The organism is Robinsoniella peoriensis (genome assembly GCF_000797495.1).
Taxonomy (GTDB): Bacteria; Bacillota; Clostridia; order Lachnospirales; family Lachnospiraceae; genus Robinsoniella; species Robinsoniella peoriensis.
Genome location: NZ_JTGN01000015.1, coordinates 20,203 through 36,309, shown reverse-complemented (window position 1 = coordinate 36,309; position 16,107 = coordinate 20,203). Strand labels below are relative to the sequence as shown.

The 16,107-nt window shown below is 44.6% G+C and carries 9 protein-coding genes; 5 read left to right on the top strand and 4 right to left on the bottom strand.

The annotated features are described in order from the left end of the window. Positions 1 to 67: 67 nt before the first annotated feature. Positions 68 to 1,795, bottom strand: a complete 1,728-nt coding sequence (locus QR40_RS24255) for a cache domain-containing sensor histidine kinase (protein ID WP_044297135.1) — start codon at positions 1,793 to 1,795, stop codon at positions 68 to 70. Between the two features lie 208 nt (positions 1,796 to 2,003). Between QR40_RS24255 and QR40_RS24250 the strand changes: the two genes are divergently transcribed. The 3 genes from QR40_RS24250 to QR40_RS30290 all read left to right on the top strand — a co-directional run bounded on the left by QR40_RS24250 (position 2,004) and on the right by QR40_RS30290 (position 11,072). Next, on the top strand, positions 2,004 to 3,233 hold the full coding sequence (locus QR40_RS24250) for an ABC transporter substrate-binding protein (protein ID WP_044297134.1): 1,230 nt from the start codon (positions 2,004 to 2,006) through the stop codon (positions 3,231 to 3,233). 183 nt (positions 3,234 to 3,416) lie between these two features. Then, a complete protein-coding gene (locus tag QR40_RS24245; RefSeq protein WP_152614273.1) occupies positions 3,417 to 7,001 on the top strand; it encodes a hypothetical protein in 3,585 nt (1,194 codons plus the stop codon). 177 nt (positions 7,002 to 7,178) lie between these two features. Further along, a complete protein-coding gene (locus QR40_RS30290) occupies positions 7,179 to 11,072 on the top strand; it encodes an alpha-L-rhamnosidase (RefSeq protein ID WP_052431037.1) in 3,894 nt (1,297 codons plus the stop codon). A 180-nt stretch (positions 11,073 to 11,252) separates the two neighbouring features. Here QR40_RS30290 and QR40_RS24235 read toward each other — a convergent pair whose 3' ends face one another. Continuing rightward, positions 11,253 to 12,659 (bottom strand): PH domain-containing protein, encoded by a 1,407-nt coding sequence (locus QR40_RS24235; RefSeq protein WP_152614272.1) that lies wholly within the window; start codon positions 12,657 to 12,659, stop codon positions 11,253 to 11,255. Then, the gene (locus tag QR40_RS24230; RefSeq protein WP_027295343.1) at positions 12,656 to 13,054 is read right to left on the bottom strand and encodes a GntR family transcriptional regulator; all 399 of its coding nucleotides are present in this window, start codon (positions 13,052 to 13,054) and stop codon (positions 12,656 to 12,658) included. The genes QR40_RS24235 and QR40_RS24230 overlap by 4 nt, the downstream gene beginning before the upstream one ends. A gap of 204 nt (positions 13,055 to 13,258) precedes the next feature. On the opposite strand from QR40_RS24230, the gene QR40_RS31950 reads away from it, so the two are divergent. Both QR40_RS31950 and QR40_RS24225 read left to right on the top strand, forming a co-directional pair. Continuing rightward, positions 13,259 to 13,432 (top strand): hypothetical protein, encoded by a 174-nt coding sequence (locus QR40_RS31950; protein WP_156042980.1) that lies wholly within the window; start codon positions 13,259 to 13,261, stop codon positions 13,430 to 13,432. 103 nt (positions 13,433 to 13,535) lie between these two features. Next, positions 13,536 to 14,174, top strand: a complete 639-nt coding sequence (locus tag QR40_RS24225; protein WP_027295342.1) for a copper homeostasis protein CutC — start codon at positions 13,536 to 13,538, stop codon at positions 14,172 to 14,174. A gap of 129 nt (positions 14,175 to 14,303) precedes the next feature. Here QR40_RS24225 and QR40_RS24220 read toward each other — a convergent pair whose 3' ends face one another. Continuing rightward, positions 14,304 to 16,094 (bottom strand): glycoside hydrolase family 2 protein, encoded by a 1,791-nt coding sequence (locus QR40_RS24220; protein WP_044297131.1) that lies wholly within the window; start codon positions 16,092 to 16,094, stop codon positions 14,304 to 14,306. Positions 16,095 to 16,107: the final 13 nt, after the last annotated feature.

The window sequence follows — 16,107 nt, the reverse complement described above, 5'->3', positions numbered from 1 at the left end:
GTTGGAAATTGCTTTATGATGGTGTTTGAAGTAGCCGCATCCTTTTTGAGATGCAGGTATAGAGCCGTTATCCATCCATCACAGGGAGGGTGATCTGTACCATTGTACCCTGCCCTATTTTACTGAATATCTGAAGTCCGTAATACTCCCCATAGTATAGAGAGATACGTGTGTGAATATTTTTCACACCGATACTTTGACCATGCCTGCGCCCCAGTTCTTTAAATTCCGGTTTCTCCGCCAATTGATTTTGGAGGACTGTAAGCGCATCCTCCGTCATTCCCCTTCCGTTGTCAGTGACACAGAGGAACAACCTGTTTTTCTCCCGCCTTGCTTCCACGGTGATCAAATTTCCTGCACGGCAGTAGTTTAGGCCGTGATACAGTGCATTTTCCACCAGGGGCTGCAGAATCAGTTTCAGCACCTTTACTTCACGGAGTGCATCCGGAATATGCACCTCATATGTGAACCCATAGTCGAACCGGATCTGCTGGATAGCAACGTAATTTTTTACGTGTTCCAGCTCCTCCCTAACGGGAACCAGTTCGCTCTTGGTCTTGATGCTGTAGCGGAACATGCTGCCCAGAGCCATGGTCATGGTGCAGATTCTCGGAACTTTGTTGATTGCTGCAATGCTGTTAATGGCCTCCAGTGTATTATAAAGGAAATGGGCATTTATTTGAGATTCCAGGGATTTCATCTGGGAATCCAGCAGGATCAGCTTGTTTTCCAATTCGTTTTTTATGTAGCGGTTCCGCTCATCCAGCATTTCCTGAAAGGAATTGTACAGAGTGCCAATCTCATTCCGGTTGCCAAAGTAAGGGCTGTCAGATACATCATACTTTCCGTCAGACCGTGCCATCTGACTGCTCAGGTAGGTAATGGGCTTTGTCAGGCTCTTAGACAGGAGAATGGAAATAATGAGGAAGGCCAGTATACAGGTGACGGTAAGAAATATAAGGGTAATCTGCGTAATACTGAACTCATTGTACAGAAGGTCCCGGTTTATGGAAGCATGCAAGGTGAGATCAACCAGATTCAGATCCTTTTCCAGAAGAAGAGAGTCATCGGTGCCAAAATCAGACAGTCCCGGAGATTGGGTAATATACAGGGGGCTGTCCTTTTGCATGACGGTCAGCGAGGCTGTCTCTGGCATGGTATTTACTGTGGCAAGATCAAAGACCTCAGGTTTACAGTCAATCATCAGTATCCCCAAGAAGTCTCGGGTGTGTACATCGTACAGTGCGGTACAAAAGGAGATAGAAGGACTGCTGCTTTCAAAAAAATCTTTTGAATCCGGGCCGTAGATATAGGTGCTTCCTTCAAGCGCCCTTGATTCCTGATACCAGGAATCAAGGGTGGGATCATAATCGTGGGAAATATTGATGCCGTTTCCGTAACCATAGCCCAGAATATTTCCCGATGGGGTAAAGAGAAAAATTCCGTTAATGTAAGGGGAAAAATAAATAAAATCCTGGCAGGTGGAATTCAGCTTTTCGTTGCTTAGATAAATATCGTAGTCGGTGGGCTGAGTTCTTCCGGCATATTTTTTCAGGTTATCCACCATGGACACGTGATCTTCCTTTGGGAGGTACATGGCTTCCACAATATGCTCCAGATTACTAAGTGTATAATTAGCCTGAAAGGAGGCGACATCCATGAGGTTTTCTGCAGACTGAGTGACCTGCTTTTCAATCAGATTGGTATATCTGGTGTAAGTGTAGATGGAAAATATAAATATTGGTATTATGGAAATCAATAAAAATATCAGAAAAAATTTTTTCTGAAGCTTCATGGTGCCATCCTCCTTTGGACGGAAATTTAATAGGTACTCACTGGTAATAAAAAAAGCATATCATATCAAAAAACAATTGTATATACTTGTATTTAAAAAAACCTTTTGCTATGATGTAGAAAAAGGGGTTTAACCGGCAACCTATAAGACTCCTGTTGCGGAGTTACACAGGATACGGAAGCCACATGAGTGGGAGAGTCTGCAGAATATGAGAAGAAAATATGAAGTGGTGTTAATTGGTCTGGCTATGCTGTGCACCCTTATTGGGTGCGGACGAATCAGGGAGGTAAAGACTGAAGATAAGATTGTTCTGACCTATATGGCACCCAGCTATGGGAATCACAGCTTTGTGGGAAAGGAAACGGTAGAGAATATTAATAAGACTTATCCGGATATTGAGATACATCCTGTGATTTTCTCGGAGGAGCAGTATTATACTGTGCTGAAAACAAGGCTGGCCACGGGAAAAGGGCCGGATTTCTTCTTTGTCCAGCCTGAGTATGCGGGTCCTAACGGAGTGAGCAGCCTGGCAGAAGCCGGTTATCTGGCTCCCGTAACAGATTTGGAAGGCATAAAAAATGCAGATGAGACAAAGTGTGCCCTGATACGTCATCAGGACCAGGTTTATAGTGTCTCCATCGGAAAGATGGCACTGGGGGTACTTTATAATAAGACAGTATTTGAGGAAAACGGTGTGACCGTGCCCGGATGCTGGGAGGAATTTATAGAGTGCTGTGAGACGCTGAAGGAAAAGGGTATCCAGCCTATGACGCTTGGAGGAAAGGCACGAAATACCTATCAGTATGGATTATATCAGATTGCGGTAAATCAGATCTACCCCCGGGATCCGGGTTATGACAAAGAGCTGCGGGAAGGCACCAGAAAATTTACCGATAAGGGAACCTGGGATAAGGTACTTACTATGTATACAGGGCTTTACAGAGAGGGATATATGGATCCGGAGTCTATGGAGCTCACAGCGAATGAGGCGCGACAAAAACTGGAAAACAGAGAGGCGGCCATGCTCTTTGTGTCCTCCGGGGAAGCCAGAAATCTGGTGACCGGCGGGGCAGCCAACGGAGATCAGTATGGGATGATGCCGCTGCCTGCCAACAACGCAGGGGAGAAGACTTACTGGAGTATTGGAGAAACCGGAGGTGTGGGAATGTACGCTGGCTCCGCTTACCCTGAGGAGTGTAAAAGAGTTTTAGAGAATGAGTTCTGGAAGGAGCTGTTAGACCCAGAGCCACGGGAGGATCGTTTTTTGGAAGAAGTAAACAGGGCATATGGAGCCGGAGACTATTTTTATCTCTGCAACCAGGGCTGGAACAATGAGGTGGAGATCGTCATGGAAAAGAAGCTGGCAGAGTATATTACCGGAAGCAGGATACAAATCCGGGATATCACCCGGGCTATGCAGGAGGAACTGGAGCGGTAGCAGGCTTTGCGGAAGGATAGCATAGCAGCTATGAAATATAACAACCTAACATTTGTACAACAAAATTTTAACAATAATACAATTCATTTCCTTTAATAATAAATAGGTAAGAAAATGATTGCGGCTTTCAGACTGGTAAACAGAGCCGGGCGGATAGCTGACAAAAGAGAAGGAGATGAGGGAATGAAAAGAAAACGTGTTATTGCATCCCTGATGGCAGCTTTAATGGCAACGACCGGGGCTATTGGAGGCGGAGGACTTACGGTCAGTGCAGCAGGGACAAATTTTCAGCAAGAGCTGGAAGCCAGGTATACAAAGCCGGATCAGTCAAACAATACGGAGCTTAGATGGTGGCTGGCACAGGGATCTCATACCGATGAAACCATTGTGGAAGAGATCAGAATGATGCATGATCAGGGGTTTACCGGTGTAGAGCTATGTATGCTGGATGATGCAACCATTGATACAGAAAAATATGCCTATGGTTCTGCCGAGGCAGTTCACGACTGGAAGCTGGCTATTGAGACAGCAACCAGGTACGGCATGTCTGTTGGTCTTACAAGCGGAACTCATTGGAAGGCGGCCAATATTCCGGGACTGGATCCCGATAGTGAGGCGGCAGGACAGCAGGCGATCTGTTCCGAAGAGACGGTAGAGGCAGGACAAACAAGAGAGGGTAGCTTGAGACTTCCTGATGTCAAAATTCCGGATTCTGCAAAGAAGACACTGATCGGTGTGTATGCTTACCGTATTGCCTCTATGGGAGATGGAACCAACAGTAATTCCACGGTACTGGATCAGAGCTGCTTCTATGATTTGACCGGTGAGGTGAAGGATGGTACGCTGACCTGGACCGCTCCGGATGACGGTGATTACATGCTGTATAGCCTGTGGCAGTGCGGTACATACCAGACATGTGATCCCTCCCAGACAACAGCCTATGCTATCAATTATTTTAACAGAGACGGCGCAAAGGCGCTGGAGGAGTATTTTGATAAGACATTTTTCAATGACCCGGAACTGGTGGAAGCTGTGCGGGAGGGTAATGTACAGCTGTTTATGGATTCTCTGGAATTTACAACCAGTCAGGGCATCTTCTGGAGCGGTATTATGGCGGACCGGTTTCAGGAGAAAAAGGGTTATGATATCCGTCCGTATCTGGCGTTAGTGCTAGGTGATGGTGGAAATACCCTGGGAGAACTGAACACCAGACCGGTGGGACGTTATATTCTGAGTGACACGGAAAATGAAGATGGAAGGACTCTGAGCTGGAAGATTAAAAATGATCTGTATGATGTCTGGACTGATTTGATCCAGGAAGAGATGATGGAGCCGTTAAAGAACTGGGGAAAAGAAAATTACAATATGAAGCTTCGCGCCCAGATCTCCTATGGCACAAAGCTGGAAATCACGGAGATGGCTATGGTTACGGATTACTCCGAGACAGAATCTCTGAACATGAAGGATCAGCCGGATATGTACCGTATGTGGGCAGGGGGAGCGCATATCATGAATCAGCTGTATTCCTCTGAGACAGGCGCAATCTTTGCTTTTGACTATTCAAATGGTTTTAATATATATCATATGAATTATGCGCTTACAGAGCAGGATTGGACACAGATGGCATATGCACTGTATGCCGGAGGTGTTAACCGTGTGATCTGGCATGGGCATGCTTCCGAATGGGGCCAGGAGGGAGTCCAGTGGCCGGGATTTGAGGGTATGTACGGCAATATTTCAGGACGTCTGGATGTACGTGATCCGGAGGCTATGACTTATCCTGAGATGAATGATCATCTGGGTCGTATCCAGGGATTGCTGCGTGAGGGTACATCCCGTACGGATCTGGGTATTCTGCATCTGAAATATGGTGAGCCCACAGCTTATGGCCCAAAATACTACGATCCTTTAAGTGAGCACGAAGGGGTATACTGGAAGGATACCACTCTGCAGGATGCAGGGTACACCTATGACTATTTCTCGCCGGACTATCTGAATATGATGGAGTATGATTCCAATTCCGGAAGCCTGGGTGATACCGTGGGATATAAGGCAATTTTGGTGCATCAGGAGGCAATGCCGCTGGATGCTGCCAAGCGACTGCTTGATCTGGCAAAACAAGGACTGAAGGTCATCATCGTTCAGGACGGCGTTACGATCACGCCCTATAAGCAGGAAAGTGAAGCTGAACTGGCAGATGTGATGGATGAGATGAGGAATCTTAGTAACGTAGCCAGTGTAGCATACGAGGCAGATGCATACAATGCGCTGCAAAAAATGGATGTACAGCCCCGGGCTGAGATAATTGGTTCTAATGCGCAGATACTAACCCAACTGCGGGCTGACGGTGACAACCTGTATATGTACGCATGGAACTACTGTGACAGCCAGAACTGTGGTCTGGATCATGGCTTACATGCTACCACAGATGTCAGCATGGACGGTATTTACATTCCCTATGAGATTAATGACTGGACCGGTGAGGTAAAGAAGGTTGCCAACTACCGATACGAGAACGGCAAAACAATATTTACTGTTGATCTGAACTACAGCGATGTTGGGCTGTATGCATTTGAAGCGGTAGAGGCAGAGGAACTGCATGCCGTATCTACCGATGCCCAGAGCCTCTATAATGATAATGGAACGTTTGTTGTACGCTCTGCCAGGTCATGCAGCAATGTTACCACACTGAGCGACGGAACCTCCTACCAGACCAGCGTAAAGGTGCCGGCTTCAAAAGAACTGACAGGCTGGGATCTGACCGTGGAAAATTGGACGCAGGGGGAATTGCAGACCCGCACGGAGGATAATGGGGAAACAGGAATTACAACAACGGAATACAAATATGATACAAACAAAGATACAATCAGCGTGAAACTGGATCAACTGGTTACCTGGGACAAAATCGGAGAAATCGGTCAGGATGTATCCGGTGTGGGCCGCTACACTACAACCTTTATCTGGGATAAGTCAAAAGCAGCAGGCGCTTATCTGGATCTTGGTGAGTTTCCGGGAGCAGCAGCTGTAAAGGTAAACGGACAGGAGGCAGAGCCGGTTAATGTAAATAATGCAGTACTGGATATCAGTCATTTGATAGCGGACGGCACAAATACATTAGAGGTTACCATTGCCACTACCTTGAGCAACCGACTGCTGCAGATGGGAAGACTGGAGGTTTCCGGCGGATTTTTCAATGATTATGAGGTGAAATATTACGCTAACGGTTTATCTTCAGCTACATTGATCCCGTTTGCTGAGGCTAAACTCTCTGAGTCTAACCGGATAAAGACAGCGGAGGAATTAAATGCAGAGCTGGATGCAGCCAGAAAAGCAGCCGATGAAGCCAAGGTACAACTTGCTGCGCTGAAAGCAGATAAGGCGGCGAGTGATGCAGAACTTCAGACTGCAAAAAAAGCAGCGGAAGATGCTTTAAAGGCCGTCAAAGCTGCACAGGATCAGATAGATAAAATAACATTCCGGGAAAAGAAGATTAAGATAAAATCAGTAAAAAGTACGTCCAAACGGTCTGCGAAAGTATCCTGGAAGAAAGTAAGCGGTGCAAACGGATACCAGATTCAGTACGCTGCCAAGTCTAATTTCAAGAGCAGGAAGACAATAACCCTAAAGAGTGGGAAGACTGTCGTAAAGACCATACGAAAATTAAAGAGCAAAAAGACGTACTATTTACGTATGAGAGCTTACAAGACCATTGCCGGGAAAACAGTTTATACCAACTACAGCCCAGTGAAGAAAGTAACTGTAAAATAAAAAAACTGACATATTATTATATCCAGTAGAAGAAATACCCGGAACCCAGGTTAGAACAATGGATTCCGGGTATTTTTATAACCTTTGCTGCCTAACATTTGTTCAATGAAGTTTTAACAATAGTACAAAGCAGATCCGGTATACTGACATCGTAGAGAAAAGGAGGGAATTATTCTTATGAAGAAAAAGAAACTTGCAGCTATATTCCTGGCTGCTACGATGACTGCAACCAGTGCATTTGGATCTATGCCGGCAATAGCGTTTGCAGCAGAAGACACGCAGGTGGTAAATGCAAAAGTAGACTATATGGTGAATCCCGTTGGTCTGGCAAAGGAGGATGTAAAGTTTAGCTGGGCAATGACTTCATCTGATACGGGTGCGGCACAGACTGCCTACCAGATTGTTGTATGTGAGGGAAGTGCTGATGGAGCAATTGTCTGGGACAGCGGTAAAGTAGACGGTTCCGAATCTGTAGGAATCCCATACGGCGGAAATACTGCGCTGCAGGATGCTGCCAGATACTACTGGACGGTAACCATTACAGATAAGGACGGCAATACCGCTGTATCGGATCCCGCGTACTTTGAAACTGCCGGAAGCATAGACGGAGCCCGGTGGCTGTACGCAGGGGGAGCTAATCAGGCGGCTCCGCTGTTTCGTAAAGAGATGGCACTGGACAGTTCCAAAACAATTGTTTCTGCACGGCTGTATATGACTGCAATGGGTATATATCAGGCTTACATAAATGGCCGGGAAGTAAATTCTAATGTGGATGATATTTTCAATCCTGGGTGGACAGCATATGAACACTATGCCAATTACCAAACTTATGACGTAACAGATCTGGTGCAGAACGGTAACAATGCTATCGGAGTAGCCGTAGGGGGAGGCTGGTATCAGACAGCATATCAGTCCAACTTCGCAGCTGTCTTTGGACCTGATGATAAAGCCAGTGAAAGAGGGATTTTGGGGAAATTGGTAGTTACCTACGACGATGGAACCAGTACGGTAGTAAATACGGATACAGACTGGAAAGTTTCCCAGGACAGCCCGTATACCTACGATGATTTCTGGAACGGTGAACACTATGATGCAAATATTGCGGCAAAAATCAGCGGCTGGAATGAAGCTGGCTATCAGGATAGTGGATGGAATGCGGCAGATGTCACTGAATACAGCGGTGAACTGCATCCAAACTCTAAGGCAGCAGCAGTTATTCGTGATGAGTATGAGCAGAAACCAATTGCCGGCTACACTTATGATCCGGCAAATATCCTTAATGCAACCGGCACAAGCGAAGGATTGACCTACGGTGAGGTTGTAAGGGAAGATGTAAATGTGGACAATGACATCACCATCAAAGCCGGTGACAAGCTGATCCTGGATATGGGACAGAACATGGTTGGACTTACGAACGCCGTGATGAGCGGTTCCAAAGATACGGAGGTGACCTTCCGCTTTGCAGAAGCCCTCAATGATGGCCGTGACAGTGACTACGTATCCGATGACAATAACGGCCCTATGGGAAGTGACGGTCCGGATGGATCACTATACCGGATTGCTCTGCGCTCAGCCCAGTGTACGGATATCTATACGATGACAGGCGAAGACAAAGAAGAATACCAGCAGACCTTTACTTACCGGGGATTTCGTTATGTGGAGGTTTCTGCAACAAAAGATATCACCCTTCACAGTTTAAGAGGACGTGTGATTACATCTGTAAGCGATCGAACCGGTTATATCACAACTTCAGATTCCGACTTAAACCGTTTCGTAGAAAATACCATTTGGAGTGAAATGGGTAATTATCTGTCTATTCCCATAGACTGCCCCCAGCGTAATGAGCGTGCAGGATGGACAGGAGATGCGCAGTTGTTTGCCCAGTCAGCAACACTAAACTTCGATGTAAATGCATTCCTGGAAAATTATATTGATATCATGAATGATTATGCAGAAAACTCCAACAATTTCTATGCAGATGTTATGCCAAAGAATCGTGCTGTGGACAGTAAATACTGTGGATGGAGCGATGCAGGAATTATTATTCCATGGGTAATGTATCAGCAGACAGGTGATATCAGCTTTATTGAGAACAGCTATGATCAGATGGACGCTTATATGGCAGCTGGTGAATACAATACGATGCTTTACGGTGACTGGCTGGCTTACTGTGGCACCAGGCTGCCTGTTATGAACGTGGTATATGAGATTTATGACTGTGTTCTGATGGAGAAGATGTCTCAGCTTACCGGCAGAGCAGATAAAGCAGAGCAGTACAGAGGAAAATATGAAGAACTGAAGGAATCATTTATTGCAACTTATGTAGATGAAAATTACAATCTTCTGACAGATAATAAGGACGACTTCGTATTACCGTTTGCAAAGCCAAAAATGTCGGCTGACAATGCCCAGACAGGTCTTCTGTGGGCACTGAAGCTGAACCTTTACACTAACGATGAAATGAGAGATGCGTTTATCAAAAATCTTCTCATTAACATAGAAAACAAAGACGGCAAGATTCGTCCGGGTCAGGATGAAGATACACTGTCTGTTGGTTTTCTGGGAGTAAACGTAATCCTCCCGATCCTGACGGATCTTGGATATGGCGATGTAGCTTACACATTAATGCTGCAGGATACAGACCCATCCTGGCTGTACGCAGTGAAAAATGGTGCAACAACCACCTGGGAGAGATGGAATTCTTATTCTGTAAAAGACGGATATGGTGACAGCTCCATGAACTCCTTCAACCACTACTCATACGGTGTCAGCGTAGAATGGATGTATAATTATATGGCTGGTATTAAGAGTGACGAAGCAAATCCGGGTTATAAACATTTTATTCTGCAGCCGACTGCAGATCCTGAGGGACGTATCGACTTTGTAAATGGTTCCTACGACTCTATGTATGGTACCATTGAAAGCCTGTGGACCTCGGATCAGGGAGAAATGAATTCTTATACAGCAGTAGTACCCGCTAATACAACCGCTACCTTATATCTGAATCTGGATAAAAATCAGGTGGAAAGCCTCGCACTGCCGGAGGGCGCAGTTTACGCAGGAAGAGAGACGAGAAACGGAGCTGACTGTGCGAAATTTGAGCTGGAAGCAGGAAGCTACAGCTTTGAGATCCAGTCCAAATCAAATGCGGCAGTGATCGCTGCACAGGAAGCGCAGAAGGCGGCAGAAGAAGCCCGTATGGCAGCAGAGGAAGCCCGGGCAGCGGCAGAAGAAGCACAGACATCAGCGGAGACAGCACAGAAATTAGCAGAGGAAGCACAAAAGAAAGCAGAAAATGCGGTGCAGACATCCGGAGAGAACAGTGCAGCTGCAGGATTGGCAAAAGTTGCGGCAGAACAGGCTAAGAAGGATGCAGAGACAGCAAAAGGACTGGCAGAGACAGCTCAAACTGCAGCAGAGAATGCAAAAACCATGGCAGAGGATGCCCAGAGGACTGCAGAGGATGCCATGAATGGATCCATAGATGCCCAGAAGAAGGCAGAGGAAGCACGTGATGCAGCATTACAGGCAAAAAATACGGCAGTAGAATCTAAAAATGCAGCAGACAAGGCAGTAGAGTCCGCAGAGGCTCAGGTGAAGCTGGCTGAAGCGGCGAAAGATGCAGCTATTGCAGCTAAGGAAGATGCTGTGAAGGCTCAGGCAAAAGCAGAGGAAGCCCGAAAAATTGCAGAGGCAAAGGCAGCAGAAGCAGAAAAAGCTCTGGGAGAAGCGCGTCAACTGAAAAAAGAAATGGAAAACCTCCTGGCGAAGACAAAATTTGAAGATGTAAAGGCAACTATTAAAACAGCCAGTAGTTCAAAGAAAAAACAAGCAAAGATCACCTGGAAGAGGGTAAAGGGCGCAGATGGATATCAAATCCAATATGCTGTTAAGTCTAACTTCAAGGGAAAGAAAACGCTTACTGTGAAGGGTACAAGAGCTTCGGTAAAGACAATTAAAAAGCTTAAGAGCAAAAAGACGTACTTTGTGCGTATAAGAGCTTATAAGACAATTGACGGAAAGAAGGTTTACACCAATTACAGCGCAAAGAAGCAAGTGAAAGTGAAATAATACCTTCTATATAATTAATACTCTCCATAATGATTGGCTTCCATATTGTAAGGGAATCACAAAATCTAAGGGAATCACAAAATTTAAGGGAATTAAAAAATCTAAAGAAATTAAAAAATCTAAAGAAATTAAAAAATCTAAGGAAGCGGAGGAAAAATAGATCCTCCGCTTTTTTCAATTCTAATTCCCCATAGCCGTCTCTAATTTTAGATAGACTGATTTTGTTTTACTGCTTTCTTTCGTATTAAAAAATACGGTATACTGATCCGTCTTAATTTTGATAACAGGCGTGCAGCCACGGTAGTAATACATTTTACATTGCCCATATTCCTTGTATTTAAAATTCCCCAAAAAGTATTGCTGTGCGTTCACACCATTATTTTTGTAGTAAGATCCCTGTGGAGCCTGGTCGGTTAACTCTATTTCCTGCACTTCGGATAATGGAAACTGTATATCATATTCCGCAGCCGTAATGAATACAGTTTCTCCCTTAATCTGCAGATCGAAGGGAATAAAATCAAACCGCAGAAATACTACACTCAGCCAGATACAAAGAGCGGCAGTGAAAACATAAAGGCCGCCTGTAATAACTCTGGCAGCAGGCCGCGCCATGTTAAACGAAAGATTAGATCCGTAGCGGCAGGGAGCAATCAGGCTGTTGTCGTTGGGATTGTTGTATGACCCCGTTTTCCAGTAGTCATCCTCATCAACCATCAGAGGTTCCTTATCGGAAGAAAGCAGTAAAATTCTCTGTTTACGTACGTAAGATGCACTATACAGCAGGATTAAGATACACAGGGACTGTATCAGGATGTAAGCTGTGAAGAGAAAGGTGCTTTGAAAACGGTCTGACAGGATAATCCAGTCCAGCACCAGGAAAGACAGAGAATCGATGATGGCAATCAGAATCCAGCATATGGACCAGCAGCGTTTTGTCATTTTGTTGCAGGCCATGTTAAGGTCTGAGTCTTTGCTATAGGTGACAGTTCTTCTTTTGGCAAAGGCTTTGTATAAAATAAGAAAAAGAATTTTCAGCAAAAATGGCAGCAGAAAAAGAAAAAAGCCACCGAGACCTGATTGGAAATAGGAAAGTCCTCCGGGATATAAAATCGGAATCAGACAGATGAGAAATGCAGGAACAAACCACCAGGCGGTTACTGGCATTTTGTCTTTTGCTGCACTTACACGGGAGTCAATGACTGCTATATGAAGTTTTTCACCGCTAAACCAATTCTTTTCCTTTTTCATATTATAAAGCTGTAAAAAGTACTTTTTATAGAGATACATACAGCCGCCCATGTAATAAACACACCACAGTATATACAGAATCAAAAATACTGACATGTAGGAGAACCATAATATAATAAAAATGGGAATATGAAGTAATGCTCCGATCAAGGAATGAAGATTCAGTGCTTTTTTAAAAGCGGATACAATCGCCATAACTTCAACGGACTGCGCTTCGTATGCAGGCAGTGTTACACCCAGCAGCAGATTCCCGTTATATTTTGCAGCAGACTTATAGGTGAAATGGCAGGCAGCCAGAATTGTAATACTGCAAAATAATATAATAATTGTCATCATCATAGTGCGCTCCCTTCACATGCAGTCACATGCATTTCATCAAACATCCGGCTGCAAATATCCATAAATTCTGCTTTACCATAGCCTTTTAATGCAGCCTGGGCGCTTAGCAGCTCCAGTTCATAAGTCAGTTTTTCTTCAAATTCCTGATTCATATCCAGGCAGGATGACACCTTGGCACCGTGCCTGCGGTCAATTTCAATATAGCCTTCCTGTTTTAATATCTGATACGTTTTATTTACCGTCATAGTGTTGACCCCCGCATCCTGTGCAAGCTGGCGGACAGTGGGAAGGGATTCACCAATTTTAAGGTGTCCTTTCCCGATACCCATTACGATTTGATTGCGCAGCTGGACATAGATGGGGACAGAGCTGGAAAAGTCTAATGTTATAAGCATGTGAACCCTCCTTTGTTATTTTACTCATACGGTTTCTATATACGATTATGTATTATTTGTATTATAATATATAATACAAATAGAATCAAGTATTTGTGTAAGATAATAAAAAGTTCACAGGTTTTACATTGAATTTAGGAAATGCCTGTGTTACAATTCAGTTTAAAATAGTAATAAAATATCAATAATCAGGAGGAATTTAGCATGGGATTTTTTGCAAGAAAAGATGATGACGACGATGAAAACGTAGAACTTGAAGGTGCAGAGGCATTCTCCTATATGCTGGATGATGTGCTGGATAATATAAATGATTTAGATGAAATTACGCTGGATGCAGGAGCGCTGGAGATGATCAGTGAGCGTGCGCATAAAAATTAAATGGAAAGGATGTTATGCAGACTTTTAAACACGCTTTCAGACACGCTATTGTAAATTTAAGCGATATGAATTGCTGTACAAGCCTGTAATACAATTGGATAAAATGATAAAAGAAGTATGTGTGGAAAATTACACGGATATACCAAATGCAATTAAAAATGGAGGTAACCGCATAGAACTCTGTGATAATCTGGCAGAGGGGGGGACCACCGTAAGCCTGGGTGTAATGGAGGCGGCGATAAATCTGGGAAAAGAAAAAAATATTCCTGTTATGTGTATCATCAGACCCAGAAAAGGAAATTTTCACTATAATGACATAGAATTAAAGATGATGTTAAGGGATATAGAAATTGCAAAAGAAGCCGGGGCAGCAGGTATTGTTATTGGTGCGCTGACAGAAGACTGCTGGCTGGATGAGGAAATGCTGGAAGTATTGCTGGCTGAAGCAGAAGGCCTTCTGGTGACCTTCCATATGGCATTTGACCAGATTCCTTATGATCTTCAGCCAAAAGCCATTGACTGGCTTTGCGCACATCATGTGGACAGGATTCTGACCCATGGTGGAAAAGGCGGCACCAAAATCGGGGACAATGTGGATAACTTAAAAAGACTGCTGGATTATGCAGGGGAAAGAATTATTATCATGCCGGGCGGCGGAGTTACCAGCGCAAATGTAGAAGAACTGCATCAGAAGCTGGGATTTAAAGAAATTCATGGAACAAAGATAGTAGATATTATATAAGAAACAGGCATGAAAAATATATGAAAAAGCGGTGGTTTGACTGTTATCAGTGAAACTACCGCTTTTTTGCTGTACAGGATTCTTTATATAAGTAATTATAATAGACGACTATTGGTGCAGGATATATCATTACCGCTGCTTCTGGACATGGGGGGTATCGGTCACTTTACATACCTTGCGGTCGTAGGTGAACAATCCGTTGGCCTCTTCTTCTACATCTGAGACCTGTGTATAAACTGCGGCGCAGAGTCCTTCTTTATTGGCTTCTTTGATTTCCTTCATGACGTCATAAAACTTACGGGTAAACTCATGGGTGTCCTTGCATTTTAAATAACCAAATACCTGCTTTGAATAGGAATGTTCCGGTATATGGCAGATATAACCGCCATACTCAGATAATACAAAAGGCCTGCTGTCAAGCGCTGCCTTGATGGGGCGGAAGTAGTTGTGAACGCTTTTGATATCACCACAGTGCTGGTCATACCAGCCGCTTGCATGATCTACCGGACGGGTATTGTCCAGAGAGTGAATAAGATTTGTGACCTTTACGGCATCAAATTGTCCCCATCCTTCGTTAAAAGCAGTCCACAGACCAATACAGGGGCAGTTATAGAGATGCCGGACTGTGGATTTGCATTCCCGCAGCCAGAGTTTCTTTCCTTTTGCATCACAGCGCGAAAACAGTTTATAATGGCTGTCTTTAAAATGTGCGGTTACAAAAGGAAGAAGTGTGGGCAGGTAGCACAAAAAAGTGAGATAAGAGCGTCCGCCTCCATTTACGATGTCCTGCCAGACAATCATTCCCAGACGGTCACAGTGGTAGTACCAGCGCAGGGGTTCTATTTTAATATGCTTGCGGATCATATTAAATCCCAGATCCCTCATAGACTGTATGTCGAAGATCATGGCATCGTCAGAAGGGGGCGTGTACAAGCCGTCGGGCCAGTAGCCCTGATCCAGGACCCCGTTTTGAAAATAAGGCTGATTGTTCAGGCAGAGTCTGGGAATTCCCTTAGAATCCGTACGGGCAGAAAATTTGCGCATTGCGAAGTAACTGCATATGCTGTCATTTCCGGCTGTAATTGTAAGATCGTATAGGAAAGGTGACTCCGGTGACCATGGACGAAGATCACGGATGGGAATAGAAAGTATGCCTGACTTTGTTTGCCCGGAGTACACTTCTCTGCCATCTGCGTACACTTCAATTTTCTTTTCGCAGGAAGAGTCCTCCTTCATTGTAATTTCCACGATAGCGGAAGATTCATCAAACAGCGGCGTAATGCTTAACTCTGTTATATAATTTTCGGGCACCCATTCCATCCACACCGTCTGCCAGATTCCGCTCTGCGGAGTATAGAACATACCGCCCGGACGTAAGGTCTGCTTTCCTCGGCTTTGAAAGGAAGTATCCGTTTCATCCTGTACTCTTACCGTAATTGTATTTACACCCTGGCGCAGATAGGGTGTGAGTTCTGCTGAAAATGGCAGATAGCCACCCCGATGGCTGCATACAAATTTTTTATTGCACCAGACAGCACAGGTCTGGTCCACTGCACCAAAATGGAGTATAAGCCGTTTATCCGGATACCGGGAGGGAAAGTCCTCCAAATCAAAACTTTTTTCATACCACAGATATTCATCAGGCAAAAGCATATGGTTTACCTGGGAAAGGCTTGCTTCCGGGGAAAAAGGCACCAGAATCTGATCCTTTATGTTGCCGGGATATTTCTTTTCTTTCGTAATCCGGTAATTCCAATAGCCATTCAAATTAATCCAGGCATTCCTCTTAAGCTGTGGACGTGGATATTCCTCTAATACGTGCTCCGGGTCAAGCTGTTCGCCCCAAACGGTAGTTAGTTTTTTTGGTGTTTCTTTTCGTTTAAAAAGCTGCAGAGAAGAAACTGCATCTATCAGATTCATGAAAACATCCCCT